Source organism: Rhodococcus sp. DN22 (assembly GCF_036669995.1).
GTDB lineage: Bacteria > Actinomycetota > Actinomycetes > Mycobacteriales > Mycobacteriaceae > Rhodococcus_F > Rhodococcus_F erythropolis.
Map to the genome: position 1 here is coordinate 3,911,245 of NZ_CP133326.1, position 26,957 is coordinate 3,938,201.

Consider the following 26,957-nt stretch of genomic DNA (forward strand, 5'->3'; position numbering starts at 1 on the left):
CCGCGCCCGATGACAAGTCGGAAACACGGCAGGTCCGTCCGGATAGACTGGCGCGATGCCGAGCGACGCAATTGCGCAACCTGTCACTGCAGAGTTGACCGGTCGCGAAGCGCGGTGGGAGCGACACAACTCCGAGCGTCAGAAACGGATACTCACCTCGGCGGTCGAACTGATCGAAGAGCGTGCGGCAGGTGCCGAGGTGTCCGTCCAGCAGATCGCCGATCGTGCCGGCCTCGCCAAGTCGGTGGTGTACCGCCAATTCAGCGGCCGAGACGACCTCGATCGACGAGTCCGAGCGTTTGTGCTCGGACAATTTGCGGCGGCCCTGGACGCCTCGATGAGCATTTCGGTAGGCACTCTCGACCAGATCCTGACCCGAACCATCAGCGCCGTCGCCGAGTGGATCACCGAGCATCCGCGGATTCACGAGTTCATGGGTACCGGCCCCACTGACTACGACGACGAGAGCATCGACGCGATCAGCAGTCTGAAGGCCACAATCGCCGACTCCGCCCGCACCACTATCACCGAAGTCGGTCGTTCCGTGGGGATCGACTCCTCACCCTTCGATTCACTACCGTTCGCAGTGGTGACAATGGTCGAGGGCACGCTCACCCACTGGGTCCGAAGCACCGATCCGAAACCGAGCCGCGAAGAGATCGTCGCCGACCTCGCGAAATACACCTGGTACATGTTCGACGGCGTTGCCCGCTCGAGCGGACTACAGATCGATCCCCATGTCGAATTGTCCACGCTCATAGCCGAGCTGGTGTCCTCCGACGGAGGAACTTCGCAGCCGGACTAGATCCGGGTCTTGTCGGAACGCTTCGGCTCGCCGCGGTAGCGGGCGTAGTCGCCGTCGATGCGCAGCTTTCGCCACGCACGCTTCGACACCGGATTCATCAATCCGAGTTCGTCTGCCAGGGATCGCATTTCACCGAAGTAGTTACCCAGGATGCGGCGTGAATGCGGGCTCCCCCAGAAGGCGCTCTTCATCACCTCGTCCGGGATTCCGAATTCTTCGGCGAATTCCTTTGGCGGTGACATGATTTCACCCGCAAGCCAACGCATCGCGCCGGGGAAGGCGACCGATGTGATGGCTCGACTCGTACGACTGAGTCTGGGGACGTGATTGCGCAGGAACTCGTGAGCAAACGAGATGTGTCTCGCTTCTTCGGCGATGTGGATCTCCATGGTGCGGAGCATCGCCGGCGGCGTGTCCTTACCCTCACGGATGAGATCCTTCTGGAAGTGGTCGATCGGTTCTTCACCAGCCAGAATGCCGATGAAGAAGATGACCGGGAACTTTGCTCCCAGCACTCCGATGATCGGCGACAGTCGCCGGAACATCGGACGCATACCCGGCACGTCGATGTCCATGCGATTGACGAGTTCCTGGAACATCTGGATGTGATTGCACTCTTCGGTCATCTCGTGCAGGCAGTACCGGAACTCAGGCGACTGGTTGGGTAGCGCCATGATGTATTGCAGCATTCCCCGGATCAAGATGCTCTCGAAGGCCGAACCCACCTTGGTCACGTTCGCCTGACGCCACATTCCCATGGCGATTCGACGCTCCAACGACTGATCCTGGTACCACTGCGTCGCCCCGAGGGGGTCCGACACGGACGAGAGCACCCATCTCGGATCATGCGGATCGATCGCGAACTCTGGTGAATCCCAGTCGATGTCGAGATAGGGATCGAAACTGCGGGCAACTGAGCCCTCGGACAAAGTCTGCAGTACCTGGTGGTACGGCTTTTCCACTTCGATCGACGCTGACCGAGCCATCGGTGTCTCCTCACGGCCAGTCCGTCGATTGCAGTCGACGGACTTGAATGAGGTCAAACATAATGGGACACCGCGTCCCACGCAACCCCCTCGGGGGCCTATTTCAGGCCCGACGCAGCGGGATGATCTCGCGAACCTTCTCGTCCCGGAGATACAGTCCCGCCCACATGACGATTCCGGTGTAGACGGCAAACAGGGTCGTGCTCAGCAGAGGCTGTTCAGCTCGAAGGTTGGTCAACACCGCTCCCCCCAGGTAACCGGTGAGCAGAATCGCGCCGAGTATCGACGTTCGCGGAATCACGTACAGCGCAAGGCAGATCAGTTGCACCACCCCAGCCGTCAATGCCAGCGAGTCCGGCAACCCAAGTTCAGCCGACGCATCCTTGACTGTCTGAAGGTTGAGAATGTGGATGATGCCGTCGAAGAGCATGAAAACGACGAACAGCCCACTCAGGACGTATCCGAGCTTGCGAGCCGTGGCCGAAGGTGTCGTCGTCGTGGCGTTACCGGAAACAGTTTCGTTGTGGACGGGCTGGGTGGTCATCGGAATCTCCTGGGGCGAAGGCGAGCGGCCGGTTGCCACTTCGCTTGCAATTACGACTCCCGAGCGATCGAAAACTCATCGCGCCGGCCGTTACAACGCACCCGGCGTTCAGGACGATTCACCGCTCGTGGTCTGATGGTCGGTGACACGGGGTGCCGAAAAAGTCGGCTGAGATCAGACCCGATGAACCTGACCAGTTAGCACTGGCGGAGGGATGTCGACATGACCGAACAGCAATTTCAGCGCGCATTGAACCTGGACGAGCAGATCGTTCTGATCACCGGTGGCGCCCGCGGGCTCGGCGCCGCACTGAGCCGAGCATTCTCCCGCTCGGGGGCCCGGGTGATCGTGAACTACAACAAGAGCCACGATGCCGCCGAGGCCCTGGTCGCCGAACTGGGTGAGGATCGCACCTTCGCAGTCCAAGCGGACGTGACGGACCGCAGTTCCGTCGACCAGTTGTTCTCCGCTGCACGCGAGAGATTCGACGCACCGATCTCGACCGTGGTCGACAATGCACTGGTCGACTTCTCGTTCAACGGCGATGCACGGCCGAACGCGGACACGATCACCTGGGCCGACTTCGACTCTCAACTACGCGGAGCTGTTGCCGGAACACTCAATACCACCCAGGCAGCGCTACCAGGCATGCGCGAACTCGGCTTCGGCCGAATCATCACTGTCGGAACCAATCTGGTCCAGAATCCGGTAGTTCCGTACCACGACTACACCGCTGCCAAGGCCGCACTGTTGGCACTGACACGGACGCTGTCCGCCGACCTCGGTCCGGACGGGATCACAGTCAACATGGTCTCGGGCGGCTTGCTCCGCACCACCGATGCGAGCGCCGCAACACCCGAAGCCGTCTTCGACATGATCGCTGCAAGCACTCCCCTGCGCCGAGTCACCACGCCGGACGAATTTGCCGACGCTGCACTCTTTTTCGCCTCACCATGGTCACGGGCCGTGACCGGTCAGAACCTGGTTGTCGACGGCGGACTCGTCAAGAACTGATGGGCGCGCAATTACGGATAGGTGCGTTCCTGCTCGGGTGCGGACATCACAGTGCGGCATGGCGTCATCGCGACTCACCGGTCGAAAGTCTCGGCGACATCACGTATTACGAGTCGCTCGCCCAGATCGCCGAACGCGGAAAGCTGGACGCCGTCTTCTTCGCTGACGGTCACAGTGTTCGCGAACCGGAGTCGGGTGCGTCGTGGTTTCTCGAGCCGATCACCGCATTGACTGCCATGGCACGAGCGACAGCGGACATCGGCCTGGTGACCACCATTTCCACCACTTTCTACACGCCGTTTCACGCGGCGCGACTGTTGGCCTCGCTCGATCACATCAGCGGCGGACGGGCCGGCTGGAACGTCGTGACCTCGATGTTCGACCAGGAGGCGCGCAACCACGGACTCGAGGCGATGCCCGATCATGCATCCCGATACGAACGAGCCGACGAATTTGTCGAAGTGGCCCTCGCATTGTGGGATTCATGGTCGGAAGACGCGCTGATTCTCGACCGGTCGGGGCGTTTTGCCGACGCAAACAGGATTTCTCGAATCAATCACGACGGCAAACATTTTCGGGTGGACGGGCCGTTGACGGTTCCGCACTCCCCGCAAGGCCGGCCGGTCTTGTTCCAGGCCGGGGCGTCCGAGCAGGGCCGCGATCTGGCGGCGCGTCGCGCCGAGGCAATCTATTCGGTTGCCTACGACTTACCCAGCGCACAGACCTACTACGCGGACGTGAAATCGAGAATCGAGCGAGCCGGCCGGGATTCGAACTCTGTCGCCGTGATGCCGGGACTGGTCACCTACGTCGGCAGCACCGTCGCCGAGGCCAGGGCGAAGAAGGCCGAACTCGATCTCCTGCTGCCCACCGAACAGTCAATACGCCAACTCTCGTTGTTCACCGGACAGGATTGCGAGAACTGGGATCTCGACGGGCCCGTGCCCCCGTTGCCTCCACTCGAAGCGTTCACAGGGCCGCAGGGACGCTACGCCACTATTTTGCGGATCGTCGAGAAGGACGCACCGACTGTGCGGGAGCTCCTCGGGACGCTCGCTGCGGGTGGTGGTCACGCAACGATGATCGGAACACCGGAGTCGATTGCCGACGAGATGGGATCCTGGTTGAACGGCCGCGGTGCCGACGGTTTCAATCTGATGCCGCCGACCTATCCGCAGGGTCTGGAAGATTTTGTCGATCACGTGATTCCGGTGCTGCAGGCGCGTGGGTTGTTCCGTCGCGAATACGAGGGAGCGACTCTGCGAGAAAACCTCACCTAGTCCGGCAGTAGCGGCACCGACAGGTCCGGATCGCGTCCCAGGAGCACTCCCCTCGTGAGGGCCGCGGAGCCGAACTTCTTCCGGACACTGTCCATTGCCGAGTCGAGGGCGGCAGTGTCCGGACCCGCGAATCCTGGACCGTCGAAGGGCAATTCGAGTTGTTCGGCGCCGTCCCGATCCAGGTTGGAGACAGCGACACCGATCAACGTGATGCCCTTGTCCGCGATCATCGGTATCGCTTCGTCCAGCAGCACCATCGAGGCGCTCAGCAATTCCGCTGTGTCGGCGGTGGACCGGCGCAGCGTGTGAGATCGAGTTGCCCGCGTGAAATCCGCGAAGCGGAGCCGGAGCGTGACCGTGCGCCCCGTCCGCTGCGCCGAACGCATGCGTCGACTGACACGGTCGACAAGGGACATCAACGACGCATCGAGTTCTGCGCGGGGATGGGATCCGCGACCCAGCGCATGCTGAGCACCCATCGAACTGCGGCCACGATAGGCGCGGACGGGGCGCGGATCTCGATTGTGTGAGAGTGCGTAGAGATGGCGACCGGCGCCGCCCCCGAGAATCGAGACGATCGAGGATTCGTCGTGCCGAGCGATGTCACCCACCGTCACGATGTCGAAGTTTCGCAGCTTCTGGGCCGTGATCTTGCCGACGCCCCACAGCTTCTCGACCGGCAAGGGATGCAGGAACTCGGTCTCGCCCTCCGGCGGCACTCGCAGCAATCCGTCGGGTTTCGCGAATGCACTGGCGACCTTGGCCAGGAACTTGGTGCGTGCGATTCCGACCGTGATCGGTAGTCCGACCTGCTCGGCCACATCGCGTCTGAGGTTGGCTCCGATCTGCAGCGGGTTTCCCACGATCTTGGCGAGCCCGCCGACCTCGAGAAAGGCCTCGTCTATGGAGATTCCTTCGACCAGCGGCGACGTGTCGTGAAAGACGTCGAACACGTCTTTGCTCGCCTGCGAGTACGCCGACATTCGCGGAGGGACGACTATCGCCTGAGGACACAGTGATCGGGCCTGACCACCGCTCATGGCTGTGCGAACCCCGAACGCCTTGGCCTCGTAGCTTGCCGCCAAGACCACCCCACCACCGACGATGACCGGCCTGCCGGCCAGAGTCGGGTCGTCGCGTTGCTCGACTGATGCGTAGAACGAATCGAGGTCCGCATGCAGGATTGTTGCGTCACCTGTGGACCGACTACCGCCAGAATGATTACCGCCGGAACGAGCACCGCCAGGGTGATTACCTGGCGTTTCTTGATCCAGCGGTTCATGCGACACGAACATATGTTCCCATGCGCCACCGACACAATGAAAGGCCGCAAATAGATTCCATGGAATTAATCACGAATCGGGCGTACGGTGAGAAAATGATTCCACGGAATGCATATCGGTTCGGAGTCTGCTCGTGACCAGATCAGCCCTGAGCAGGCACTTCGACAACCTCGTCCGCTTCGAAACCGAACTGTGGACGGCCGTCGACCAGCGACTCCGAATCGAGCACGACCTGCCACTGAGTCGATTCGAGCCGATGCAGATCATCGACAGGCTCGGCTCCTGTCGGGTCTTCGACATCGCCGAGGCCCTCGCGATCACCGTCGGTGGCACGAGCAAGCTGGTGGATCGAATCGAAGCGGCTGGACACTGCCGTCGAAAATCCAATCCCACCGACAAACGATCCTCACTCATCGAGTTGACTCCCGAGGGCAATGAGCTGTTGCGGCGGGCGAAGGCAACGTTCGACGGCGAATTGGAGCGCCGTCTCGGTTCCGTGCTGACGCCCGACGCTCTCGATCGATTCGGCGCCACACTGGCCACGCTGCGTGAAGCCAATCGAAACCTGACACCGACCACGAAGGAAAAAGCATGACCGACACAATGCGCGCAATCGTGCTCGACGCCCCCGGCCCGCCAGAAGCATTGACTATCAAAGTGATTCCGATACCCGTGCCGATTGCGGGCTGGGTACTGGTCCGGGTGAAGGCTTTCGGCCTCAATCGATCCGAACTTCACACCCGCCTCGGCCTCGCCGAAGGCGTGACATTCCCGAGGGTGCTGGGCATCGAGGCCGTCGGCGAAGTGGTGAACTGCCCCGGCGGGGAGCTCACCGAAGGCCGGCAAGTCGCCGCCATGATGGGTGGGATGGGGAGGACGTTCGACGGCGGTTATGCCGAGTACACGTGCGTTCCCGTCAGTCAGGTCGTTCCCTTCTCGAGCGAACTGGACTGGTCGACAGTGGGAGCTGTTCCCGAGATGCTGCAGACGTCCTACGGCTCGCTGACGGTAGGACTGGACGCGAAATCCGGTCAATCCCTGTTGATCCGGGGAGGAACCTCCTCGGTCGGCATGGCAACCGCAGTCCTGGCGAAGCAGTGGGGACTCACTGTCCTTGCGACCACCCGAGATGCGAACAAAGCGTCGTCGTTGACCGCGATCGGGGTTGACCACGTTATCGTCGACGACGGTGCTGTGGCCGGCCAGGTTCGAGACATCCTCCCGGGCGGTGTTGATCTGGCCCTCGAATTGGTCGGAACACCAACACTTCCCGACACGTTGCGCGCGACCCGCGTTCACGGCACCGTGTGTTTCACGGGAATGCTGTCCAACGAGTGGACAGTCAAAGACTTTTATCCGATCGACTACATTCCACGCGGAGTGCGATTGACCTCGTACGGTGGGGACGCGTCCGACCTGCCTGCCGGCGTACTGCAAGACTTCCTCTCCGCTGTGGCGTCAGGCGAGGCGGTGGTACCGATCGACGAGGTGTTCGCGTTCGAGGACATCGCGCGAGCACATGCCAAGATGGAAGCCGGTACGGCACGTGGCAAATTGGTAGTTGTGCTCTGACCTGGCTTCTCACACCACGAATCGATAACCCATTCCTGCCTCGGTGATCAGATGCTTGGGGTTCGCCGGGTCATCCTCGAGCTTCCGACGAAGTTGAGCCAGGTAGACACGTAGATAGTGGGTCTCGGTGTCGTACGCCGGTCCCCACACTTCCCGAAGCAACTCCTTCTGCCCGACCAGCTTTCCGCGGTTGCGCACAAGCATCTCGAGCATGCCCCACTCGGTCGGAGTCAGGTGCACCTGTTCACCGCGCCGACTCACTGTTTTCGCAGCCAAGTCCACCGTGAAGGACGCGGTCTCGACCGACGGTTCCGAAGTGTCCGCCGCGGAGGTTCCCCGCCTCGCCGCAGCGCGCACGCGGGCCAGAAACTCGTCCATCCCGAAGGGCTTGGTGACGTAGTCGTCCGCACCGGCGTCGAGAGCCTCGACCTTGTCCGCGGAATCCGTGCGCGCCGACAGCACGATGACCGGCGCCGTGCACCAGCCACGCAGGCCGGCAAGCACTTCGGTGCCGTCCATGTCGGGCAGTCCGAGATCGAGTACCACGACGTCCGGTGGACGCTCGGCAGCAGCCCGCAAGGCACCGGCGCCCGTCGACGCGGTCACCACCTCGTACCCGCGCACCGAAAGATTGATACGCAGAGCTCGCAGAATCTGCGGTTCGTCGTCCACTACCAGGATTCGACTCATGATCCATTCCCATTCGTACCGGCCGCAGCCAACTCCACGATCATCGTCAATCCCCCACCAGGTGTGTCTGTGGCGCTGACCGTTCCGCCCATCGCATCGACAAATCCGCGCACCACGGAAAGTCCGAGGCCCACTCCGCCGGTGTTGTCGCGATCTCCCATCCGTTGGAACGGCTGGAACATCGTTTCGGCCTCACCTCGCGGAACACCTGGGCCCGTATCGGCAACACTGATCACCACACGATCACCGAGTTGCGCCGCCCCGACGCGCACCGGGGTTTCTCCCCCGTAGCGCAGAGCGTTGTCGACGATGTTCGCAATCACCCGCTCGAGCAGACCTTGATCTGCCTGCACTGCAACGGTACCCACGTCGACGACTACACTTCGAGCCCGCGAATCCGAGCGTCCACCGATGCCGAGGCCCAGCAACGCGCGGTGAACCACCTCGTCCAGATACACCGGCCGCAGCGTGGGTTTCACCACCCCGGCGGCAAGTCGGGACGAGTCGAGCAAGTTCCCGACCAGCGCCGTCAACTGATCCGCCGACTCCTCGATGGTTGCCAACAATTCAGCGGTGTCTTCGGGCGAGAACTCGATGTCGTCGCTGCGCAGACTCGACACCGCCGCCTTCACTCCGGCGAGAGGCGTTCGCAGGTCATGGCTTACCGCTGACAGCAGGGCTCGACGCAGTTGATCAGCCTCGGTGAGCGCGGCAGCCTTGCTCGCCTCGACTGTCAGTTTCTCCTGGCGGATCATCCCAACTGCTTGGTGAGCCACCACCGTCAGCACTCGTCGATCCCGCGCACTCAGGTCGGGCCCAGCCAACAACAGCGCGTATTCCCCGTCGTTGACCTCACAGACCGTATCCGCTTCGTCGTCCGTGGTCGGCGGCTGCGTACCCACGGCGGCGATGACTCCGTCGTCGTGATGAATGACGGAAACCCCTCGCTGGCGATAGATTTCGAGTGCCTTCGCCAGAAGTGTCGACAGATCCGCTCCGCGGAGAACTGATCCCGCGAACAGTGTGAGCAGTTCGGCTTCCTCGGATGCGCGCTTCGCCTCGCGGGCGCGCTTTGCTGCGGCGTCGACCAGAACGGCAACTGCCACAGCCACGATCAACAGCACGACAGTGGTGATGAAGTTGTCAGGTTCGGCGATGGTGAAGCTGTACCGCGGATCGGTGAAGAAGTAATTGAGCAGCAGTCCCGAGATCAGGGCCGACAATATCGCCGGGCCGACGCCGCCGAGGAGGGCGACCAGAACGACCACGACGAAGAACAGCGCGTTCTCGCCGTTGACCCCGGAGATTCGGTCGACGAGACCCATGATCGCGGCCGCGAGCGAAGGCACGACGATCGCCGCAATCCACGACAGGACCCGGCGCTCCGAGCGCCCCAGCACCGAAATGCGTCGTCGCGCCGTCGCTTCCTCGTGCGTGACCATGTGAACGTCGATACCACCGGACTGCTGAACCACCGCAGCGCCGATCCCCTCGTCGAGGATGCGAGCCAGGCGGGAACGCCGCGACGTTCCCAGCACCAACTGTGTGGCGTTCTCCTCACGCGCGAACTCGAGGAGCGTCGACGGTACGTCGTCACCGACAACGGTGTGAAGCGTGGCGCCGACTCCGACAGCCAACGCGCGCACCTTGCCCATCTCTGGGGCCGAGACACCGGTGAGTCCGTCACCGCGTACGACGTGGACCACCATCAGCTCGGCGCTCGACTTCGACGCGATTCGAGATGCGCGTCGTACCAGGGTTTCCGACTCCGGTCCCCCGGTCACGGCAACGACGACACGCTCGCGCGCCTCCCAGGTATCGGTGATCTTGTTCTCGGCCCGGTATTTCGCCAGTGCGGCGTCCACCTGATCGGCCACCCACAGCAGTGCCAGTTCGCGTAGCGCCGTGAGGTTTCCGCGTCTGAAGTAATTGCCCAAGGCCGCATCGACCCGTTCCGGTGAATACACGTTTCCGTGAGAAAGTCTGCGGCGCAGCGCCTCCGGGGTGATGTCGACCAGCTCGACCTGCGCCGCACTACGCACTACCGCGTCCGGAACCGTCTCCTGCTGAACCACGCCGGTGATGTGCGCGACAACGTCGTTGAGGCTTTCGAGGTGTTGCACGTTGACCGTGGACAGAACGTCGATCCCGGCTTCGAGCAGTTCCTGTACGTCCTGCCAGCGCTTGTGATTCTTGCTCCCTGGCGTGTTGGTATGTGCCAACTCGTCCACCAGGACAAGGGCCGGACGCCGAGCCAACACGGCCTCGACGTCCAGTTCCGGCATCCGTGTTCCGCGATAATCCACCAGCTTGGGCGGCACTGTTTCGAGGTCTCCGATCTGCGCCGCGGTGCGGGCGCGGCCGTGTGTCTCCACGACGGCCGCGACCACGTCACAGCCACGATCTCGACGCCGATGAGCCTCACCGAGCATCGCGAAGGTCTTTCCGACGCCAGGCGCAGCGCCGAGGTAGATACGCAATTCACCACGTTTGCGTGCCCTACCGAAAGATTGACCGACCTTCTCCGAAGAACTCACGTGACAATCATCCACCAGTCGTCGGTGCAGCACACGTAGGTGCCGTCAATCCGAGTGCCAGGTTCAATTCCAGTACGTTGACTCGCTCGGCTCCGAGAAATCCGAGTTGCCGACCGTCGGTGTGCTCGGCCACCAAGTCCCGCACCTGGTCTTCCGAGATGCCGTTGTTCGCCGCCACCCTCGCGACCTGCAGTTCGGCGTACGCCGGACTGATGTGGGGATCGATACCCGAGCCCGAACCGGTGACTGCGTCGACGGGAACCGATGCAGGGTCGACACCTTCACGTGCCGCGATGGCTGCCCGGCGCTCGATGACGAATCCGGCCAGAATCTCGCTGCTCGGCCCCTGGTTGGACGGCAGTGCCGCAGCGGGATCACCGGTGGCAAACGGATCCTCGTCCGAAACGGATCCGACAACACGATTGTGGAAGAACGGGTCCTGCTGCCCTTCGGCGACCTGCGGATCGACACCCACCCAGGCACTGCCGACCACGCAACCGGCGGCATCGGTGACCGGTGAGCCTTCGGCAGATCCGGAGCTGATCCGGCTGACACCCCACACCGCGGCGGGATAGACCACACCGAGAACGACGGTGAGCGCGAGCAATACGAGCAAACCCGCCCACACCTGTTTGGCAAAACCGATAGTGAAACGCATGTCAGGTCACCCAATTCCAGGAATCAAACGTACGACGAGATCGATCAACCAGATACCGACGAACGGTGTGATCACACCGCCGAGACCGTAGACGAGCAGGTTACGTCCGAGCAACTGCGATGCCGTCGACGGTCGGTATCGAACACCCTTGAGTGCCAACGGAATCAAACCGATGATCACCAAGGCGTTGAAGATCACGGCCGAGACGATCGCCGATTCGGGGGTGGCGAGACGCATGATGTTCAACGCGTCCAGCTGCGGGTAGATGCCGCTGAACAAGGCCGGCAGGATTGCGAAATACTTCGCCAGGTCGTTCGCCAACGAGAATGTGGTCAACGCGCCGCGGGTGATCAGCAATTGCTTGCCGATTTCCACCACCTCGATCAGCTTGGTGGGATCGGAATCGAGATCGACCATGTTCCCGGCCTCTTTGGCTGCCGAGGTTCCCGTGTTCATCGCGACCCCGACATCCGCCTGGGCAAGGGCGGGAGCATCATTGGTCCCGTCACCTGTCATCGCGACGAGACGTCCGCCTTCCTGTTCCTTCCGGATCAGGGCCAGTTTGTCTTCCGGGGTGGCCTCCGCCATGAAGTCGTCGACGCCCGCCTCGTCGGCAATCGCCTTCGCGGTCAACGGATTGTCGCCGGTGATCATGATCGTGCGAATACCCATCGCCCGGAGTTCGGCGAACCTGTCAGCCATTCCCGGCTTGACGACGTCGGACAACGCGATCACGCCGAGGATCGAGGTACTCTCACCTTGCTTGACGGCAACTACCAGCGGCGTTCCGCCGGCTTGGGCGATGTCGCCCACGGTGTCGGTCACCGCGGTCTCCGCGTGTCCACCACCACTGACGACCCAGTTCATCACCGCATCCGCTGCACCCTTTCGGATTTGGCGTCCGGAGTGGTCGAGTCCGCTCATCCGGGTTTGTGCCGTGAACGGAACGAACTCGGCGCGTTCTTCGTCCAACGTCGGCTCGGCAGCGAGACCGAAATCCGCTGCGCACAGCTCGACGATGCTCCGTCCCTCGGGAGTTCCGTCGGCCAGGCTCGACAAGCGAGCTGCCGCAGCAAGATCGTCGGCGGATACACCGGGCGCCGGATGGAGTGCGGTGGCCCGGCGGTTACCGAAAGTGATGGTTCCGGTCTTGTCCATCAACAGGGTGTCGATGTCGCCCGCAGCTTCCACCGCGCGTCCCGACATCGCGAGAACGTTGCGCTGGACGAGGCGGTCCATGCCCGCGATACCGATCGCCGAGAGCAGCGCTCCGATGGTCGTCGGGATCAGGCAGACGAGAAGTGCGATCAGCTTGATCGGATCCTGCTCGTGCCCCGCGTACAAGCCCATCGGGCCGATGGCTACGACGGCGAGGAGGAAGATGACGGTCAACGACGCGAGCAGGATGTTGAGCGCAATCTCGTTGGGTGTCTTCTGACGTGAAGCACCCTCGACGAGCGCGATCATCCGGTCCACGAACGAACTGCCCGGTGCTGCGGTGATTTCCACGACGATGCGGTCCGAGAGAACCGTCGTACCACCGGTGACGGCGCACCGGTCACCACCGGATTCACGGACCACCGGCGCGGATTCACCGGTGATCGCCGATTCGTCTACGGAGGCAATACCTTCGACCACGTCGCCGTCGCCGGGGATGACCTCGCCGGCAACCACTATCACCCGATCGCCGACCACCAGTTCGGTGCCGGAAACCGATTCGATCGCACCGCTCATCGTGATCCGATGTGCTGTGGTGTCCTGCTTCACCTTTCGCAGGCTCGCCGCCTGCGCCTTGCCGCGCCCTTCGGCCACGGATTCGGCGAGGTTCGCGAAGATCACCGTGAACCAGAGCCACAGGGTGATCACCCAGGAGAACACCGAGGGATCGGCGATCGCCATGACAGTGGTGATGGCGGAACCGACGAACACCACGAACATGACCGGGTTGCGGGCGAGGTGGCGTGGGTCGAGTTTGCGCACGGCCCCCGGCAACGCGGTGATCATCTGCCGCGGGTTGAAAACGCCTGCGTGTACTTGACGGGACTGCCCTGGATCAGCCTTGTCGGCGGCGTCTTGCGCTACCACGGGTTTCTCACTGATACGCACGGTCATTGAAGAGCCTCCGCTAGCGGGCCCAGCGCGAGGGCCGGGAAGAATGTAAGTGCAGCAACAAGAACGACGGTGCCGGTCAACAAACCGGTGAACATCGGTCCGGACGTCGGGAGGGTGCCGGCCGTCGGCGCCACCTTCTTCTGCGAGGCAAGAGCACCGGCCAAAGCGAGAACGAAGATGATCGGCAGGAATCGGCCGAGAAGCATGCAGATTCCGAGAGACGACTGGAACCAGTCGCTGGTGACCGTCAGACCGCCGAAGGCGCTGCCGTTGTTGTTGGAGGCGGAGGCGAAGGCGTAAAGCACCTCACTGAACCCGTGGATCGATCCCGGCGTGCCCGGATCTCCCCCATTGCCTTGATAACCGGTGGTCGAACCGAGGATGACGGTGATGGCGGTACCGATCAAGACCAGCGCGGGCATGACCAGAATCGACAGCGCCGCAAGGGTGATCTCGCGTCGACCCAACTTCTTGCCGAGATATTCGGGCGTGCGACCGACCAGCAGTCCGCCGACGAACACTGCGATCAATGCCAGCACAAGAATCCCGTAGAGGCCGGTTCCGACTCCACCTGGCGCAATTTCGCCGAGCAACATGTTGAGCAGGACCGCGCCGCCGCCGAGGGGTGACATGCTGTCGTGGGCCGAGTTCACCGCGCCCGTCGACGTTCCCGTGGTCGCCACCGCGAACAACGCCGATCCGGGGATTCCGAAGCGAACTTCCTTGCCCTCCATCATCGAACCAGCTGCTGTGGCGGCAACACCGCGTGCGCCGGATTCGGCAGCGAGCGTGACTGCGAGCAGCCCGCTCCACAGGATTCCCATCACTGCCAGCAGGGTGAGGCCTTGCCTACGATCCCCGACGAGAGTTCCGAACGTTCGGGTGAGGCAGACCGGAATCAACAGAATCGCCAGGATCTCGACGACATTGCTCAACGGGGTGGGGTTCTCGAACGGGTGCGCCGAGTTGGCAGCCAAGATCCCGCCACCGTTGGTGCCGAGTTCCTTGATCGCTTCCTGGGACGCGACGGGGGCCAGTGCATTGGTGACCGCATTGCCGTCGAGGCCGGTGGAGGCGAAACCGCTGTGGAACGACTGGATCACTCCCTGGCTCAACAGGATCAGGGCGATCACGAAGGAGAACGGGAGGAGGATGCGCAGAGAACCACGCGTCAGATCGACCCAGAAGTTGCCGATCTCGCCGCCCCTGGCCACCCGAATGAAGCCGCGAACCAATGCGATGGCCACCGCCATGCCGACCGCTGCCGAGACGAAGTTCTGCACCGCCAGACCGACGGGCTGAACGAAGTTGCTCATCGTCGTTTCCGGCGTGTACGACTGCCAGTTGGTGTTCGCCACAAACGAAATCGCGGTGTTGAACGCTACGGCAGGACTGACCCCGGACAGACCGTCACTCAGCGGCAGTACTCCCTGAATCCGTTGCAGGAAGTACAGGAACAATGCGCTGGCCAGCGAGAATCCGAGAACGCTTGCGGCGTAGCCGTACCACGTCTGCTCGGCCCTGGAGTCGATCCGACCGACGCGGTAGATCACACTCTCGACCCGAAGATCTCGCGTCGACGAGTAAACACGCGCCATGTAGTCGCCCACCGGAACGTAGGCGATTGCCAGAACGACGAGGACAAAAGCGATCTGCAGGCCGGCTGCAAGAGCGGGCGACATCAGAACCTCTCAGGATCTACGAGTGCAACGAGCAGGTAAATGACCAATGCCGCGGCGACGGCGATCAGAACCACGCTGACCACACCGGCAACCGTCATTTGGGAGCGCTCGCCTGTAGGGCGCGCAGTACCAGCGCGCACACGAGAAAACCGCCGAGAATCAGAGCAACGTAGGCCAGATCGGCCATGAGCTTCCCTCTTCGAAATCTTTTGCCGTGCTGCTGTGCATCGCAGCCATGACGCGCGGTCGCCCTCGACCGGATGCGCTCTCTCAGCTTCGACCTCCGGAAAGGCCGATTCCGCGTCTCTGACGATCCGCTTACGCACTGACCTGGCGTCTTGACGCGATCTTGACGCGAAACCGAAGTTCACTAATACTGAAACAAGTTACTGTTCGTTCGAACGAACAGTTTTGCGAAGGGAACCTGATGACTTCTCGAACCGACCACGATCTCGCCCCCGGTCTTGTCGACCAGGTTGCGAGTCTGGCCTCGGGCGCCACCTCGTCCGTCGCGGCCACGGAGGCAACGCTGAGCCGGATCGAGGCCACTCAGCCTCACCTCAATGCGTTCAAGATCGTGCGGCGCGAGAAGGCACTCGAGGAAGCTGCCGAGGCCGACAGGCGTCTCGCACTCGGCGAGCGCCTACCTCTTCTCGGCGTGCCGATCGCAGTGAAGGACGACGTCGACATCACCGGCGAACCCACCGCCTTCGGTTGCCCTGGCGATTTCCCGGCCAAGACCGAGGACTCGGAGATGGTTCGACGCCTCCGCGACGCCGGCGCAGTGATCGTGGGCAAAACCAACAGCCCGGAATTGGGTCAGTGGCCCCTTACGAGCGGTTCAGCCTTCGGTTACACGCGCAATCCGTGGTCGCGCCACCACACTCCAGGCGGATCGTCGGGCGGCACCGCCGCGGCCGTCGCCGCCGGATTGGTCAGCGCCGGAATCGGTTCCGACGGTGCCGGTTCCATCCGAATCCCTGCGGCCTGGACCAACCTCGTCGGAATCAAACCGCAGCGCGGGCGCATCTCCACCTGGCCCGACGCCGAAGCGTTCTACGGCCTGACGGTCAACGGTCCGCTCGCTCGCACCGTCGCCGACGCGGCACTGCTGCTCGACGTCGCTGCCGGCAACCATGACGGCGACCTCCACAAGCCGACACCGGTCACCGTCAGCGACGCGGTGGGACGCGACCCCGGAAAACTGAAAATCGCGCTTTCCCTTCGCAATCCGTTCACCGCCACTCCCGTGAAGCTGGACCCGGAAGTGCGCCTGGCCGTGCATTCGATCGCCGACACGCTGCGGGAGCTCGGACACCACGTCGTCGTCGACGATCCCGCATACGGCCTGATCTTCGGCCTGAACTTTCTGCCCCGCTCACTCGTCGGGGTCCACGACTGGCTCGGACGCGTTCCCGACCCGACACTGGTCGATGCCAGAACACGCGGAAATGCCCAGAACGGCAAGCTACTTCGCGGCGCACCTCTGCGCGCGGCCCGCGCGGCCGAGCCACGGATGCGAAAGCGGATCGGAGCGATCTTCGACACCTACGACGTCGTCCTGGCACCCACGACGGCAACTCCACCGATCATGGCGACCGCGATCGACGGCATCGGTGGCTGGGACACAGACAAGGTCATGACCGGCGCCTGCCCGTACGCGTGGCCGTGGAACGTCCTCGGCTGGCCCTCGGTCAACGTACCGGCCGGATTCAGCAACACCGGCCTTCCCATCGGTGCGCAGTTGATGGGCAACGAGAACACCGAACCTCTGTTGGTCTCCCTCGCTTCACAATTGGAATCGGTCCTGCGTTGGGATCAGGTCCGCCCCGAGCCGTGGTGGTGACTCGATGAGTAACCGGGACGTCCGCGCGCGAATACTCGACGCCGTTCTGCACGTCGTCGGTACCGACGGCATCCCGGGTGTGAGCAACCGGCGCATCGCCGCGCAGGCCGGCGTCTCACTCGGATCGATCACGTATCACTTCGCCAGCCAGTCGGACATGCTCCGCGCTGCTCTGTCTCGTTTCGTGACAGACGAGACGACGCGCCTGCGCGCCTTGGCCGAGGAGTACCGCGACAAAGGTCTGAGCGTCGAGGACGCCGCGGCAATAGCCGAAAAGGTGACGCGAGATCTTTCGTTCTCGGCCGAGCGGATCGCGCCGTTCGAGATGTACATCGCCGCCGGGCGCGACCACGAACTCCACGAAGTCGCCGTCGAATGCTTCGCCGCCTACGACGATTTGACCGTCACGATTCTGACGGCACTCGGTGTACCTGATCCGGAGTCGATTGCATCGACGCTCGTCGCCGTCATCACCGGCCTCCAACTCCGACGCCTGGCCACCGGCGTCGACGAGCAGGACATCGGCGCGGCGATCCTCAGGGTCCTCCGGCCCTAGAAGCCCAGCCGGCCGAGCTGCTTCGGGTCGCGCTGCCAGTCCTTGGCGACCTTGACGTGCAGCTCCAGGAAGATCCGCACACCGAGCAGCTTCTCGATCTGCAGGCGCGCACTGGTACCGACTTCCCGCAGACGCGCCCCGCCCTTACCGATGACGATGCCCTTCTGACTGGGCCGCTCGACGTAGAGCAGTGCATGCACGTCGAGCATCTCGCCCTGCTTCTCGGTGCGACCCTCACGCGGGATGACCTCCTCGATCACCACAGCCAGAGAGTGCGGCAATTCTTCGCCGAGCCCCTCGAGCGCAGCCTCACGGATCAGTTCGGCCATGAGCACCTCTTCGGGCTCGTCCGTCAGTTCCCCGTCCGGGTAGAAGGCCGGGCCCTCGTCCATCAGACCGGCGAGGACGTCGACCAGGATCTCGACCTGTTCACCCGACTTCGCGGACACCGGAACGACCTCGGATTCGGGACCGAGCAGGGTGGACAGCGCGAGCAACTGCTTTCCGACGGCGTCGCGGCTGACCTTGTCGATCTTGGTCACGATGCCGACCAGCTTGGTCTTGGGCGCCATCTGACGGACCTGCTGCACGATCCAGCGGTCTCCGGGCCCGATGGCCTCGTCGGCCGGGATGCACAGGCAGATGACGTCGACCTCGGAGTACGTGTCGCGAACCAGGTCATTGAGGCGCTGCCCGAGCAAAGTGCGGGGCTTGTGCAGTCCAGGGGTGTCCACCAGGATCAGCTGCGCATGCTCGCGGTGAACGATGCCGCGAATCGTGTGGCGCGTCGTCTGCGGGCGCGAGGACGTGATCGCGATCTTGCTGCCGACCAACGCGTTGGTCAGCGTGGACTTGCCCGTATTGGGTCGACCCACGAAACACACGAAGCCTGACCGGAATTCGTTCTTGCTCATAACTGCTCCTCGCTGAACTCTCGCTCAGTCATCGGTGTCTTCTGTCTCTTCGTCTTCGGACGGCGGGATGCGCTGCACGAACACCGTGCTGATGCGTACCCGGCCTCGGCCCGTATTGGTTCCCTCGCCGCGCAGGATCAAACCGTCGTACTCCACTTCGGAACCGGGAAGTGGCACTCGGCCGAGTACGTATCCGATCAGCCCGCCGACGGTCTCCACCTCGTCGAGTTCGAGTTCGAGATCGAACAATTCACCGAGGTCTTCGATGGGAAGTCTCGCGGATACGCGGAACATTCCGTCACCGAGATCCTCGATGGGCGGCGTCTCGTCCTCGTCGTACTCGTCGGCGATCTCACCGACGATCTCTTCGATGACGTCCTCGATCGTGACGAGCCCGGCGATTCCGCCGTACTCGTCGACGAGTATCGCCATGTGGTTGCGGTCGCGCTGCATCTCGGCCAGCAAGCTGTCGAGCGGCTTCGAGTCGGGAACGAAGACGGCGGGCCGCATGACGTCGCAGACGTTGACGTTCCGGCCGCCGTCGGGCAGGTGGTAGGTCTGCTTGACCAGATCCTTCAGGTAGACGACACCGAGCACGTCGTCGACGTTCTCCCCGATGACCGGCAGGCGCGAGTGACCACTGCGGACGGCCAACGACGTTGCCTGCCCGGCATTCTTGTCGTTCTCGATCCACACCATGTCGGTGCGGGGCACCATCACCTCGCGCGCCGACGTGTCTCCGAGTTCGAAGACGGACTGGATCATTCGGCGTTCTTCGTCGGCCACGACGCCACGTTCCTGCGCCATGTCCACGAGTTCACGCAACTCGATTTCCGACGCGAACGGGCCGTTGCGGAAGCCCTTACCCGGGGTCAATGCGTTACCCACGAGGATCAGGACGCGACTGATCGGCCCGAGCAGAACCCCGATCCACAGCAGTGGCAGCGACGCGGCCATCGCGATGGAGTACGCATGTTGGCGCCCAAGCGTTCTCGGTCCGACGCCGATGACCACGTACGAGACGAGAACCATGATCACCGCGGTAACGGTCAGCGCCCAGCCCAGCGAGAGGACGTCGATCAGGCCGCCCACGAGTACGACGGTGGCCGTGATCTCGCACAAAATGCGAAGCAGGACCATCAGATTCACGTATCGCGGGCGATCGGTCAGGATGCGTTGCACTCGCGCGGCGCCGGCTCGCTCTTCCTTTGCCATCTCGTCGATCCGCGCCGACGAAATGGTGTTGAGCGCCGAGTCGACGGCCGCGAACACACCACCGACCGGGACAAGAGCAATCGCCAGAACAAAGAGCGCTATGGCGCTACTCACTACAGAACCCCCGGATAACTGTTATCGGTCCACTCCGTCGACGAAACCGGTCTTACCGAGCAGCTTCTGATCGCGTTCGGCCAGTGCTGCTTCGCGGTCGATACGGCGAAGGTCTTCGTACCACTCTTCGAGGAGGCTGTTCTGCAAGCCGAACATCTCCTTCTCCTCCTCCGGCTCCGCATGGTCGTAGCCGAGAAGGTGCAACACACCGTGGACGGTCAGGAGGGCAAGTTCGTGAGCCAGTGAATGCCCGGCCTTGTCAGCCTGATCCGCGGCGAAAGACGGACACAGCACGATGTCACCGAGCATCGACGGCCCCGGCTCGGGGGAATCGGGACGGCCACCCGGCTCGAGTTCGTCCATCGGGAACGACATGACGTCGGTCGGACCCGGCAGGTCCATCCAGCGAACGTGCAGATCCGCCATCGTCGCGGAGTCGACGAGAACCATCGACAGCTCGGCCGCCGGATGGACATCCATCCGAGCGATCACGAAACGGGCAACGCTGATCAACTCCGGTTCGGAGATGTCCATGCCCGATTCGTTCGAGACCTCGATGCTCATGTGCGACGCTCTTTCCTGGGAAAAGTAGGGGTTGATGCGTCGCTCAGCCTACCGTCGCGGTGAATGAGCATGTGCAGCGCGGCGCTGCGCCCGGTTTCCGACCGCCAACTCGCCGGACCGATCCGATTCGTGACGCTCGTAAGCGTCGACGATGTGAGAGACCAGCCGATGACGTACGACGTCGCTGCTGTCGAGAGTGGCGAAATGAATATCGTCGATCCCGGTGAGGATTTCGGATGCCGCGCGCAGACCCGAACGGGCCCCGCCCGGCAGATCGACCTGGGTCACGTCTCCGGTGACCACGATCTTGGAACCGAACCCGAGGCGGGTCAGGAACATCTTCATCTGCTCGGCCGTGGTGTTCTGCGCTTCGTCCAAGATGATGAAGGCGTCGTTGAGCGTCCGGCCACGCATGTAGGCGAGCGGAGCGACCTCGATGACTCCGGCCTGCATCAACTTCGGAATCGCCTCGGGATCCATCATGTCGTGCAATGCGTCGTGCAGCGGGCGGAGATACGGATCGATCTTCTCGTGCAGCGTGCCGGGCAGAAAGCCCAGTCGCTCGCCGGCCTCGACTGCCGGCCTGGTCAAGATGATCCGAGAGACCTGCTTGGCCTGCAACGCCTGAACGGCCTTGGCCATGGCGAGGTAGGTCTTGCCGGTACCGGCCGGGCCGACTCCGAACACGATGGTGTTCTCGTCGATGGCGTCGACGTAGCGTTTCTGGTTGAGGGTCTTCGGCCGAATCGTCTTGCCCCGACGCGAAAGAATGTCCAGGGAGAGCACCTCTGCCGGAGACTCGCCGACCTCGTTGGTGAGCATGCCGATGGTTCGTCGAACAGCGTCCGGGGCAATGGGCTGCCCCCGACCGGCCAGCGACGCCAATTCACTGAACACACGTTCTGCCAGCGCCACGTCTGCAGCCGTCCCCGACAAGGAGATGGTTCCGCCACGTACATGAATGTCGGCACGAAGCTCACGTTCTATCGCGGTGAGATTCTCGTCCGTCGCCCCCAGGATTTGACGCACGGTCTCCGGCGCCAGATCCATACTCGAACGGACGGTGCGCTCTGCGGGCAGAGCGCGCTCGGTGATGGTGGTTACACGGTTCCCGTCGAGTTCACTGTGTTCACTCACGTGGTGAATATGGCCTGCTTTCTGGTCCGATCAGCCCACTCGACTCGTGAGCCTCGATACTTCGAAGTCTAGCGCCAGAGTCGGACACGGCCCACTTGTTAATCGTCCCGGCCTAATCCTCGCGGCGACCGGACGGCAGCGATTCGCGGATCCACTCCGACGCTTCGGCGACGATCACGGAGCTTCTGTCCGGACTGATACCCGCGATGACCAGGCACACGGCGGCAAAGGATTCGCCCGAGTCCGTGATGAGCCCACTGTTGGCCTGATCGAACAAAGTGATCGTGATCGCCTCGGTCATCGCTACCAGAGTCTCGGCCGGCAGGTATTTCGAGAAGGTTCCGTCACGCTGACCGCGCTCGACGACGCTGATACTCACGGCACGCGCGGGCTCCATCAGATCGAGAATCCGCTGCTCCCCCAACTCTTTGCGAGCAAAGCTGAGCAGCATCCGGAAGCGATCACCGACCGGCCATGACAGCAATGCCAGTACGGCAGTCGCCAGATCCGGGCGCTCGGGCGGCTCGCCGGCTTGGCTCAGCGCAGCTACGAGATCGGTCGACGCCTCGTCCACGATGCCGTTGATCAGCGCCTCTCGGCTGTCGAAATGCGCGTACACGGTTCGCCTGACCACACCGGCGGCCTTTGCGACGTCGTCCATGCTCGCATCCGGATCAGCAGCGAACGCCGTGATCGCCGCCTCGATGATGCGATTGCGATTGGCCGCGGCCTGACTACGACGCTGCCGTCCGCCCGATTCGGCAGTTCCCGAAACGACTGTGCCCGAATGCGTCAACGCGCGTTCCACCTCTTTCGACTGCCCAACTGTGATCTAGGTCAATCATAGTTGCACATCGGTGTGCAAGTTATTAACTTACACATCAGTGTGCAAATAGATCGAGGAGTGTCTTCGATCATCAGGAACGGAGTCGCGTCATGACGACACTCATGAGCAAACCTGTCTCGGAGATGGACCAGCCGTACTCACGGCGGTGGGCCGCGCTCGGGGTGTTGTGCCTGAGTCTGCTGATCGTCGTGATGGCGAATACCGCGCTGATCGTCGCGGCGCCGGACATGACCAGAGACCTCGGCCTCACCAGCACGCAACTTCAATGGGTCATCGACGGCTACACCGTCCCCTACGCCGCATTGATGCTGCTGTTCGGCGTGATCGGTGACAAGTACAGTCGCCGCGGCGCACTTCTCGCCGGACTCGCCGTGTTCGCCGGCGGCGCCGTCTTCGGCAGCATCGCGGACACCACCAACGCCGTCATCGCGGCACGAATGATCATGGGCGTCGGCGCCGCGATCATCATGCCCGCGACGCTTTCGCTTCTGGTCGCTACCTTTCCCAAAGCGGAGCGATCACGCGCCATCGCGGCGTGGGCGGCGACGTCGGGTCTCGCGATTGCACTCGGTCCGCTGTTGGCCGGATGGATTCTCGACAGTCATTCCTGGAGCATCACTTTCCTGATCAACGTCCCGATCGCCGCAGTCGCTGCCGTCGCCGCCGTAATTCTGGTGCCGCCGAGCAAGGCCGAGCACCTGGGCCGGATCGACTGGATCGGCGGCGCACTCTCGGTGGTCACCATCGGCTCGCTCGTGTACTCGATCATCAACGGATTCCACTTCGGGTGGACCGGCGGACCCATCGGTGCCGCGGTACTCGCTGCGATCGGCCTCGTCTCGTTCGTCGTCTGGGAACTGCGTCACCCGCAGCCACTGCTCGACGTCCGTAAGCTCGGCCAGCGAATGGTCGGCGGCGCGACGCTCGCCGTACTTCTGCTGTTCCTGGCCGCCTTCGGCGCCATCTACTTCATCTCACAGCAGTTCCAGTTCATCCTCGGCTACGGCGCACTCGAAACCGGTGTTCGTCTGCTGCCCTTGGCAATTGCCGTTTCGATCGGCGCCGTTGTCAGTGGGCGGATCACTCCGCTGATCGGCGTCCGGGCATCCATCGTCGGCGGCATGGTGGTCGCCACGATCGGCGTTCTGATTCTCACGCAGGTCGACGGCGATTCGGGCTACTGGATGTTCGCAGTCCCACTGATCCTGCTCGGCCTGGGCATCGGTCTCAGCGAACCGCCGGCCACCGACGCCATCATGGACAACTTCTCCGAGGACGATCTCGGTGCTGCGGGTGGCCTCAACGACACCGCCATCGAACTCGGCGGCTCGCTGGGTATCGCGATCCTCGGCTCGATCCTCGCTGCGAGCTACAAGGATTCGATTGCCGGATTCATCGGTGGAATGCAGGTTCCGCAGTTGACGGGCGAAATTGCACAACAGGCCGCGTACGCGATGGAGGTGTCGGGCGAATCCGTCGGCGGCGCTTCGTTGGTCGCCGAAGAGATGGCAGGCAACCCGTTGGCTGCAGCTCAGGCAGGGCCGTTGCTCGACGCCGCAGGCAGTGCCTACGCCGACGCGATTTCGGCGGCCAGTTGGGCGGGCGGTCTTGCACTGTTCGTGGGGGCAGTTGTCGTGGCGTTCATCCTGCCGGGCAAGAAGGCCCCTGTGGAAGTCGACCCCGCGTCAGTCTGACGTGCTCGGAGCCAGCGGGTCTTCGGCGAGAACCAACTCGCGGGAGACCCGCCACGACTCGGACGAGGGTGAGAGAAATGCGTCGTGTCCTTCGCCCTCGATCACACGCAGTGCCACGGGATCACCAGCCGCTTCCGCGGCTTTCGCGTACCGGGAGCTCACCTTGGCCGGCACCTGCAGGTCCTCCGCACCCGTGACGCACACAACGGGGACGCCGATCGGCAATCGATGCTGCGGCGACGCACTGCGATACAGATCCGGGTCCGCGTCGAACGGAACGCCGAACAGATCCTCGATGAAGCTGATCCGTCGTCCACGCTCGCCTGCCGACGCCAGATCGAGTGCGGCCGCCTGTGCGATGACCCGTTCAGGCCGGGTGAACGTGTCCTTCTCCCCCGCCAGCCACACTGCAAGATGTCCTCCGGCCGAATGCCCGAGCAAGCGAATCTGATTCAGATCCAATTCGGCCGAGGACTTCCCGGCAACCAGTCCGGGGATTTCGTCGTACGCGGCTTTCACGTCGGCGGACATCTCCGGCCAACGACCGCCCGCCCCGAGACGGCGGTATTCGATGTTCCACACCGCGACGCCGTGCCGCGCGAGTTCGACGGCAAATGCGGTGCCCAGAGTCAATCCGTACTGCCCGCTCCAGAAGCCGCCGTGGATCTGCATGACGACCGGGATCGGGCCGTCAGCGACTCCGTCGGGAACGTAGAGATGCCCGAACTGCTGCTCGTGTCGGCCGTACGGAATCTTGAATCGAGGCACCGAGGAAATCTATCTCAGGCGAGGGCGCTGCCTGCGGCCCAGTCTGCCCAGGAAAGGGTCCAGTCGCCGTTCTGCCACACCTCCAGCGGAGCGCCGCCGGTGTTCTTGATCTCGACGACATCTCCCGGCTGCGAGAAATCGAAGAACCATTTGGCATTGGCCGCACTGAGATTGAGGCAACCGTGCGAGGTGTCGGTGTTTCCCTGCGCCCAGACGGTGCTCTCCAACTCGTGAAGATAGATACCGTCCGTGCTGATGCGGGTGGCCCAGTTGATGGATTCCTTGTAGCCCAGGCGCGAGTTGATCGGCAGACCGTAGGTCGACGAATCCATGATGACGGGATTGGCCTTGTCCATCACGGTGTACGTGCCGGGCTGGGTCCAGAACGAGAGCGTCGTGCCGCCGATCGTCTCGGTGCCGCCCATTCCCATCGAGGTCGGCATTTCCTTGATCACCTGACCGTTTTCGTAGACGGTCACCATCTTGGTGTTGTCGTCGGCGACCGAGACGTGGGAGTCGCCGATCTTGAAGGACACGGTGTCGTCCTGCTGGCCGTACAGTCCGTTGCCGAGCTGCTTGCCGTAGATGTTCGCGTTCACCGAGACCGTCGTGCCTGGTGCGTAGTAGTTCTGCGGTCGCCAATGAACGTTCTGACCGTCGACCCAGTACCACGATCCCTGTACGGGCGGATTGGTTGTGACCAGCAGAGACTTCTCGGCCGCGGCCTTGTCACCGATCAACTCGTCGAAATGAACGGCGACGACGGTGCCGACACCGTACGTGCCACCGTCCGATATCGAGGCGCCACCGGTGGTGTTGATGTACGCCCGGGTCTGGTTACTCGGCGCGACGGTGGTCAGCGTCGTGTTCTTGGTCGTGGCAACACCATTCGCGTCGACGGCGTCGACGACCAGCTTGTAGGTCTTGCCGTATCCGAGTGGTTCGCTCGGTTTCCAGGACGTCTTGTCCGGCGTGGTGATACCGGCGACTTCCTTACCCTCGGGGTTGGTCAGCGCGACGGTCGTCAGTGTTCCCTTCGCGACCTGGACCTCGATGGGGTCGAGTGGACTCACCGGAGTTCCGCCGTCCGCCGGGGTGACGGTGACGAGAGCCTCGCTGGTCGGGGTAGTGGTGACGGCGCTGCTGGAGGAACCCGTGTTGTCTCCGGTGGAGACCGTGCACCCCGCGACGAGCATCAACGCCGCCGCGGCACACACCGCTCCAACGATTCGCATATGCGCACGTGACAACATCTGGCCTCCTGAAATCCCCGAACCAACTCACGCCGAAGGCGACCCCCGACGTCCTTACGATAGTGCGCAAATCTGACACTTCGCTGAGCGCCGGATCCGATTCAGCTCGGGATCACAACAAGATCAGTGCAGTGGCCGTGGTCCCCAGCGATCGGTCAGCACTCCGATCGCGCCCAGAGCAACAGCCCCGGCGGTCGACGTGCGCAGGACCGTCGGGCCGAGAAGCACCGGAGTGGCCCCGGCCTCCGACAACGCGCTGATCTCCGAATCGTCCAGCCCACCTTCGGGACCGACAACCAGAAATACCTCGTCCGCGCTCGCCAGCGGCAAACCGGCCAACGGCGTCGTCGCCGATTCGTGAAGCACCGCAACCACAGCGCCACGGGCAACGGCGTCACGAACCAACGCGATCACCGCCGGCGTCTTGTGCAGTTCCGCAATTTCCGGGACGAACGCGCGTCTGGACTGCTTTGCCGCAGACACTGCCGCACTTCGCCAGCGTGCGACGCCCTTGGCGAGCTTGGGGCCCTCCCACTTGGCGACACAACGCAAGGACTGCCACGGGATCACCGCGTCGATCCCCGCCTCGGTCGCCAGTTCGACGGCCAACTCGGAACGCTCGGCCTTGGGAAGTGCCTGAACGAGGGTCACCAACGGCTTGGGCTGCTCGAGAACCTGAACGTCACTGACCAACAGTTCCAGGCGGTCCTTGCCGACGCTCGTCACCTCGGCGTCGGCCACCCGGCCACGGCCGTCGGCCAACACCAATCGCTCACCGACGCCGATCCGGCGGACAGTGGCCGCGTGGCGACCCTCCTGTCCGTCCAGAACTGCGATTTCACCGACGCCGGGAACCGGGTCGAGAAAGAAGACCGTCGCGGCCACC

Annotated in this window: 26 protein-coding genes and 1 riboswitch; of the genes, 9 read left to right on the forward strand and 17 right to left on the reverse strand. The window is 63.1% G+C overall.

Translation table 11 applies throughout. The annotated features are described in order from the left end of the window. Positions 1–55: 55 nt before the first annotated feature. The gene (locus RA302_RS17810) at positions 56–805 is read left to right on the forward strand and encodes a TetR/AcrR family transcriptional regulator (RefSeq protein ID WP_070161087.1); all 750 of its coding nucleotides are present in this window, start codon (positions 56–58) and stop codon (positions 803–805) included. On the opposite strand, the gene RA302_RS17815 is transcribed toward RA302_RS17810, so the two are convergent. After that, a complete protein-coding gene (locus RA302_RS17815; protein ID WP_070161085.1) occupies positions 802–1,791 on the reverse strand; it encodes a diiron oxygenase in 990 nt (329 codons plus the stop codon). The genes RA302_RS17810 and RA302_RS17815 overlap by 4 nt on opposite strands. Before the next feature lie 103 nt (positions 1,792–1,894). Continuing rightward, a complete protein-coding gene (locus RA302_RS17820) occupies positions 1,895–2,335 on the reverse strand; it encodes a DoxX family protein (protein WP_003944516.1) in 441 nt (146 codons plus the stop codon). Here RA302_RS17820 and RA302_RS17825 point away from each other — a divergent pair. The 3 genes from RA302_RS17825 (at position 2,328) to RA302_RS17835 (ending at position 4,629) form a co-directional block, all read left to right on the forward strand. Then, a complete protein-coding gene (locus tag RA302_RS17825; RefSeq protein ID WP_261254182.1) occupies positions 2,328–2,471 on the forward strand; it encodes a hypothetical protein in 144 nt (47 codons plus the stop codon). The genes RA302_RS17820 and RA302_RS17825 overlap by 8 nt on opposite strands. Positions 2,472–2,473: 2 nt before the next feature. Continuing rightward, positions 2,474–2,567: riboswitch (TPP riboswitch) on the forward strand. After that, positions 2,558–3,349: a 3-oxoacyl-ACP reductase gene (locus RA302_RS17830; protein ID WP_070161100.1), complete on the forward strand. Its 792-nt coding sequence runs from the start codon at positions 2,558–2,560 to the stop codon at positions 3,347–3,349. Its footprint overlaps the riboswitch before it by 10 nt. Beyond that, positions 3,349–4,629 carry an LLM class flavin-dependent oxidoreductase gene (locus RA302_RS17835; RefSeq protein WP_054187674.1) on the forward strand — a complete coding sequence of 427 codons (1,281 nt, stop codon included), beginning with the start codon at positions 3,349–3,351 and terminating at the stop codon, positions 4,627–4,629. Before RA302_RS17830 ends, RA302_RS17835 begins: the two co-directional genes overlap by 1 nt. Here the strand turns inward: RA302_RS17835 and dinB are convergent. Further along, positions 4,626–5,924: a DNA polymerase IV gene (dinB, locus tag RA302_RS17840; RefSeq protein WP_007731083.1), complete on the reverse strand. Its 1,299-nt coding sequence runs from the start codon at positions 5,922–5,924 to the stop codon at positions 4,626–4,628. The genes RA302_RS17835 and dinB overlap by 4 nt on opposite strands. Positions 5,925–6,045: 121 nt before the next feature. Here dinB and RA302_RS17845 point away from each other — a divergent pair, with 121 nt between their 5' ends. Both RA302_RS17845 and RA302_RS17850 read left to right on the forward strand, forming a co-directional pair. After that, a complete protein-coding gene (locus RA302_RS17845) occupies positions 6,046–6,507 on the forward strand; it encodes a MarR family transcriptional regulator (protein ID WP_007731082.1) in 462 nt (153 codons plus the stop codon). Further along, on the forward strand, positions 6,504–7,484 hold the full coding sequence (locus RA302_RS17850) for a zinc-binding alcohol dehydrogenase family protein (RefSeq protein ID WP_042924097.1): 981 nt from the start codon (positions 6,504–6,506) through the stop codon (positions 7,482–7,484). Before RA302_RS17845 ends, RA302_RS17850 begins: the two co-directional genes overlap by 4 nt. A 9-nt stretch (positions 7,485–7,493) precedes the next feature. On the opposite strand, the gene RA302_RS17855 is transcribed toward RA302_RS17850, so the two are convergent. The 6 genes from RA302_RS17855 to kdpF are packed head-to-tail and all read right to left on the reverse strand — an operon-like array spanning position 7,494 to position 15,261. Further along, positions 7,494–8,174: a response regulator gene (locus RA302_RS17855; protein ID WP_003944545.1), complete on the reverse strand. Its 681-nt coding sequence runs from the start codon at positions 8,172–8,174 to the stop codon at positions 7,494–7,496. Next, the gene (locus tag RA302_RS17860) at positions 8,171–10,711 is read right to left on the reverse strand and encodes a sensor histidine kinase KdpD (RefSeq protein WP_003944466.1); all 2,541 of its coding nucleotides are present in this window, start codon (positions 10,709–10,711) and stop codon (positions 8,171–8,173) included. The genes RA302_RS17855 and RA302_RS17860 overlap by 4 nt, the downstream gene beginning before the upstream one ends. Positions 10,712–10,718: 7 nt before the next feature. Next, complete coding sequence (locus RA302_RS17865; protein ID WP_007731080.1) at positions 10,719–11,369, reverse strand: potassium-transporting ATPase subunit C; 651 nt, start codon at positions 11,367–11,369, stop codon at positions 10,719–10,721. A gap of 6 nt (positions 11,370–11,375) precedes the next feature. Beyond that, entirely contained in the window at positions 11,376–13,481 is a 2,106-nt protein-coding gene (gene kdpB, locus RA302_RS17870; RefSeq protein WP_338477359.1) for a potassium-transporting ATPase subunit KdpB, read from the reverse strand. Next, entirely contained in the window at positions 13,478–15,163 is a 1,686-nt protein-coding gene (kdpA, locus tag RA302_RS17875) for a potassium-transporting ATPase subunit KdpA (protein WP_003944472.1), read from the reverse strand. Before kdpA ends, kdpB begins: the two co-directional genes overlap by 4 nt. Beyond that, positions 15,163–15,261: a K(+)-transporting ATPase subunit F gene (kdpF, locus tag RA302_RS17880; protein WP_007731078.1), complete on the reverse strand. Its 99-nt coding sequence runs from the start codon at positions 15,259–15,261 to the stop codon at positions 15,163–15,165. Before kdpF ends, kdpA begins: the two co-directional genes overlap by 1 nt. Positions 15,262–15,590: 329 nt before the next feature. Between kdpF and RA302_RS17885 the strand changes: the two genes are divergently transcribed. Both RA302_RS17885 and RA302_RS17890 read left to right on the forward strand, forming a co-directional pair. Beyond that, a complete protein-coding gene (locus RA302_RS17885) occupies positions 15,591–17,009 on the forward strand; it encodes an amidase (RefSeq protein ID WP_007731074.1) in 1,419 nt (472 codons plus the stop codon). Positions 17,010–17,013: 4 nt separating this feature from the next. Beyond that, positions 17,014–17,565, forward strand: a complete 552-nt coding sequence (locus RA302_RS17890; protein WP_003944561.1) for a TetR/AcrR family transcriptional regulator — start codon at positions 17,014–17,016, stop codon at positions 17,563–17,565. Here RA302_RS17890 and era read toward each other — a convergent pair. From era to RA302_RS17915, 5 genes are all read right to left on the reverse strand, one after another. Further along, positions 17,562–18,479 carry a GTPase Era gene (gene era / locus RA302_RS17895; RefSeq protein WP_003944451.1) on the reverse strand — a complete coding sequence of 306 codons (918 nt, stop codon included), beginning with the start codon at positions 18,477–18,479 and terminating at the stop codon, positions 17,562–17,564. The genes RA302_RS17890 and era overlap by 4 nt on opposite strands. Before the next feature lie 24 nt (positions 18,480–18,503). Further along, positions 18,504–19,808 (reverse strand): hemolysin family protein, encoded by a 1,305-nt coding sequence (locus tag RA302_RS17900; RefSeq protein WP_003944509.1) that lies wholly within the window; start codon positions 19,806–19,808, stop codon positions 18,504–18,506. Between the two features lie 21 nt (positions 19,809–19,829). Then, positions 19,830–20,372, reverse strand: a complete 543-nt coding sequence (gene ybeY / locus RA302_RS17905; protein ID WP_003944525.1) for an rRNA maturation RNase YbeY — start codon at positions 20,370–20,372, stop codon at positions 19,830–19,832. A 48-nt stretch (positions 20,373–20,420) separates the two neighbouring features. Further along, on the reverse strand, positions 20,421–21,422 hold the full coding sequence (locus RA302_RS17910; protein WP_223304543.1) for a PhoH family protein: 1,002 nt from the start codon (positions 21,420–21,422) through the stop codon (positions 20,421–20,423). A 199-nt stretch (positions 21,423–21,621) separates the two neighbouring features. After that, positions 21,622–22,317, reverse strand: coding sequence for a TetR/AcrR family transcriptional regulator (locus RA302_RS17915; protein ID WP_083291542.1), 696 nt, complete (start codon positions 22,315–22,317; stop codon positions 21,622–21,624). A gap of 128 nt (positions 22,318–22,445) precedes the next feature. Between RA302_RS17915 and RA302_RS17920 the strand changes: the two genes are divergently transcribed. Next, positions 22,446–24,050 carry an MFS transporter gene (locus RA302_RS17920; RefSeq protein WP_338477366.1) on the forward strand — a complete coding sequence of 535 codons (1,605 nt, stop codon included), beginning with the start codon at positions 22,446–22,448 and terminating at the stop codon, positions 24,048–24,050. On the opposite strand, the gene RA302_RS17925 is transcribed toward RA302_RS17920, so the two are convergent. From RA302_RS17925 to RA302_RS17935, 3 genes are all read right to left on the reverse strand, one after another. Then, on the reverse strand, positions 24,042–24,818 hold the full coding sequence (locus tag RA302_RS17925; RefSeq protein WP_070161082.1) for an alpha/beta hydrolase: 777 nt from the start codon (positions 24,816–24,818) through the stop codon (positions 24,042–24,044). The two genes, RA302_RS17920 and RA302_RS17925, sit on opposite strands and share 9 nt — an antisense overlap. Before the next feature lie 14 nt (positions 24,819–24,832). Then, entirely contained in the window at positions 24,833–26,071 is a 1,239-nt protein-coding gene (locus tag RA302_RS17930; protein ID WP_003944568.1) for an Ig-like domain-containing protein, read from the reverse strand. A 123-nt stretch (positions 26,072–26,194) separates the two neighbouring features. After that, on the reverse strand, positions 26,195–26,956 hold the full coding sequence (locus RA302_RS17935; protein WP_003944495.1) for a 16S rRNA (uracil(1498)-N(3))-methyltransferase: 762 nt from the start codon (positions 26,954–26,956) through the stop codon (positions 26,195–26,197). Position 26,957: the final 1 nt, after the last annotated feature.

What these genes read in the sequence shown, in the direction of transcription:
- RA302_RS17820 (WP_003944516.1), bottom strand. Translation starts at nt 2,335, where the DNA reads ATGACCACCCAGCCCGTCCACAACGAAACTGTTTCCGGTAACGCCACG.
- dinB (WP_007731083.1), bottom strand. Translation starts at nt 5,924, where the DNA reads ATGTTCGTGTCGCATGAACCGCTGGATCAAGAAACGCCAGGTAATCAC.
- kdpF (WP_007731078.1), bottom strand. Translation starts at nt 15,261, where the DNA reads ATGACGGTTGCCGGTGTGGTCAGCGTGGTTCTGATCGCCGTCGCCGCG.
- RA302_RS17885 (WP_007731074.1), top strand. Translation starts at nt 15,591, where the DNA reads ATGACTTCTCGAACCGACCACGATCTCGCCCCCGGTCTTGTCGACCAG.
- kdpA (WP_003944472.1), bottom strand. Translation starts at nt 15,163, where the DNA reads ATGTCGCCCGCTCTTGCAGCCGGCCTGCAGATCGCTTTTGTCCTCGTC.
- RA302_RS17865 (WP_007731080.1), bottom strand. Translation starts at nt 11,369, where the DNA reads ATGCGTTTCACTATCGGTTTTGCCAAACAGGTGTGGGCGGGTTTGCTC.
- RA302_RS17810 (WP_070161087.1), top strand. Translation starts at nt 56, where the DNA reads ATGCCGAGCGACGCAATTGCGCAACCTGTCACTGCAGAGTTGACCGGT.
- kdpB (WP_338477359.1), bottom strand. Translation starts at nt 13,481, where the DNA reads ATGACCGTGCGTATCAGTGAGAAACCCGTGGTAGCGCAAGACGCCGCC.
- RA302_RS17835 (WP_054187674.1), top strand. Translation starts at nt 3,349, where the DNA reads ATGGGCGCGCAATTACGGATAGGTGCGTTCCTGCTCGGGTGCGGACAT.
- RA302_RS17890 (WP_003944561.1), top strand. Translation starts at nt 17,014, where the DNA reads ATGAGTAACCGGGACGTCCGCGCGCGAATACTCGACGCCGTTCTGCAC.
- RA302_RS17830 (WP_070161100.1), top strand. Translation starts at nt 2,558, where the DNA reads ATGACCGAACAGCAATTTCAGCGCGCATTGAACCTGGACGAGCAGATC.
- RA302_RS17855 (WP_003944545.1), bottom strand. Translation starts at nt 8,174, where the DNA reads ATGAGTCGAATCCTGGTAGTGGACGACGAACCGCAGATTCTGCGAGCT.
- RA302_RS17930 (WP_003944568.1), bottom strand. Translation starts at nt 26,071, where the DNA reads ATGTTGTCACGTGCGCATATGCGAATCGTTGGAGCGGTGTGTGCCGCG.
- RA302_RS17850 (WP_042924097.1), top strand. Translation starts at nt 6,504, where the DNA reads ATGACCGACACAATGCGCGCAATCGTGCTCGACGCCCCCGGCCCGCCA.
- era (WP_003944451.1), bottom strand. Translation starts at nt 18,479, where the DNA reads ATGAGCAAGAACGAATTCCGGTCAGGCTTCGTGTGTTTCGTGGGTCGA.
- RA302_RS17920 (WP_338477366.1), top strand. Translation starts at nt 22,446, where the DNA reads ATGACGACACTCATGAGCAAACCTGTCTCGGAGATGGACCAGCCGTAC.
- ybeY (WP_003944525.1), bottom strand. Translation starts at nt 20,372, where the DNA reads ATGAGCATCGAGGTCTCGAACGAATCGGGCATGGACATCTCCGAACCG.
- RA302_RS17910 (WP_223304543.1), bottom strand. Translation starts at nt 21,422, where the DNA reads ATGGATCTGGCGCCGGAGACCGTGCGTCAAATCCTGGGGGCGACGGAC.
- RA302_RS17815 (WP_070161085.1), bottom strand. Translation starts at nt 1,791, where the DNA reads ATGGCTCGGTCAGCGTCGATCGAAGTGGAAAAGCCGTACCACCAGGTA.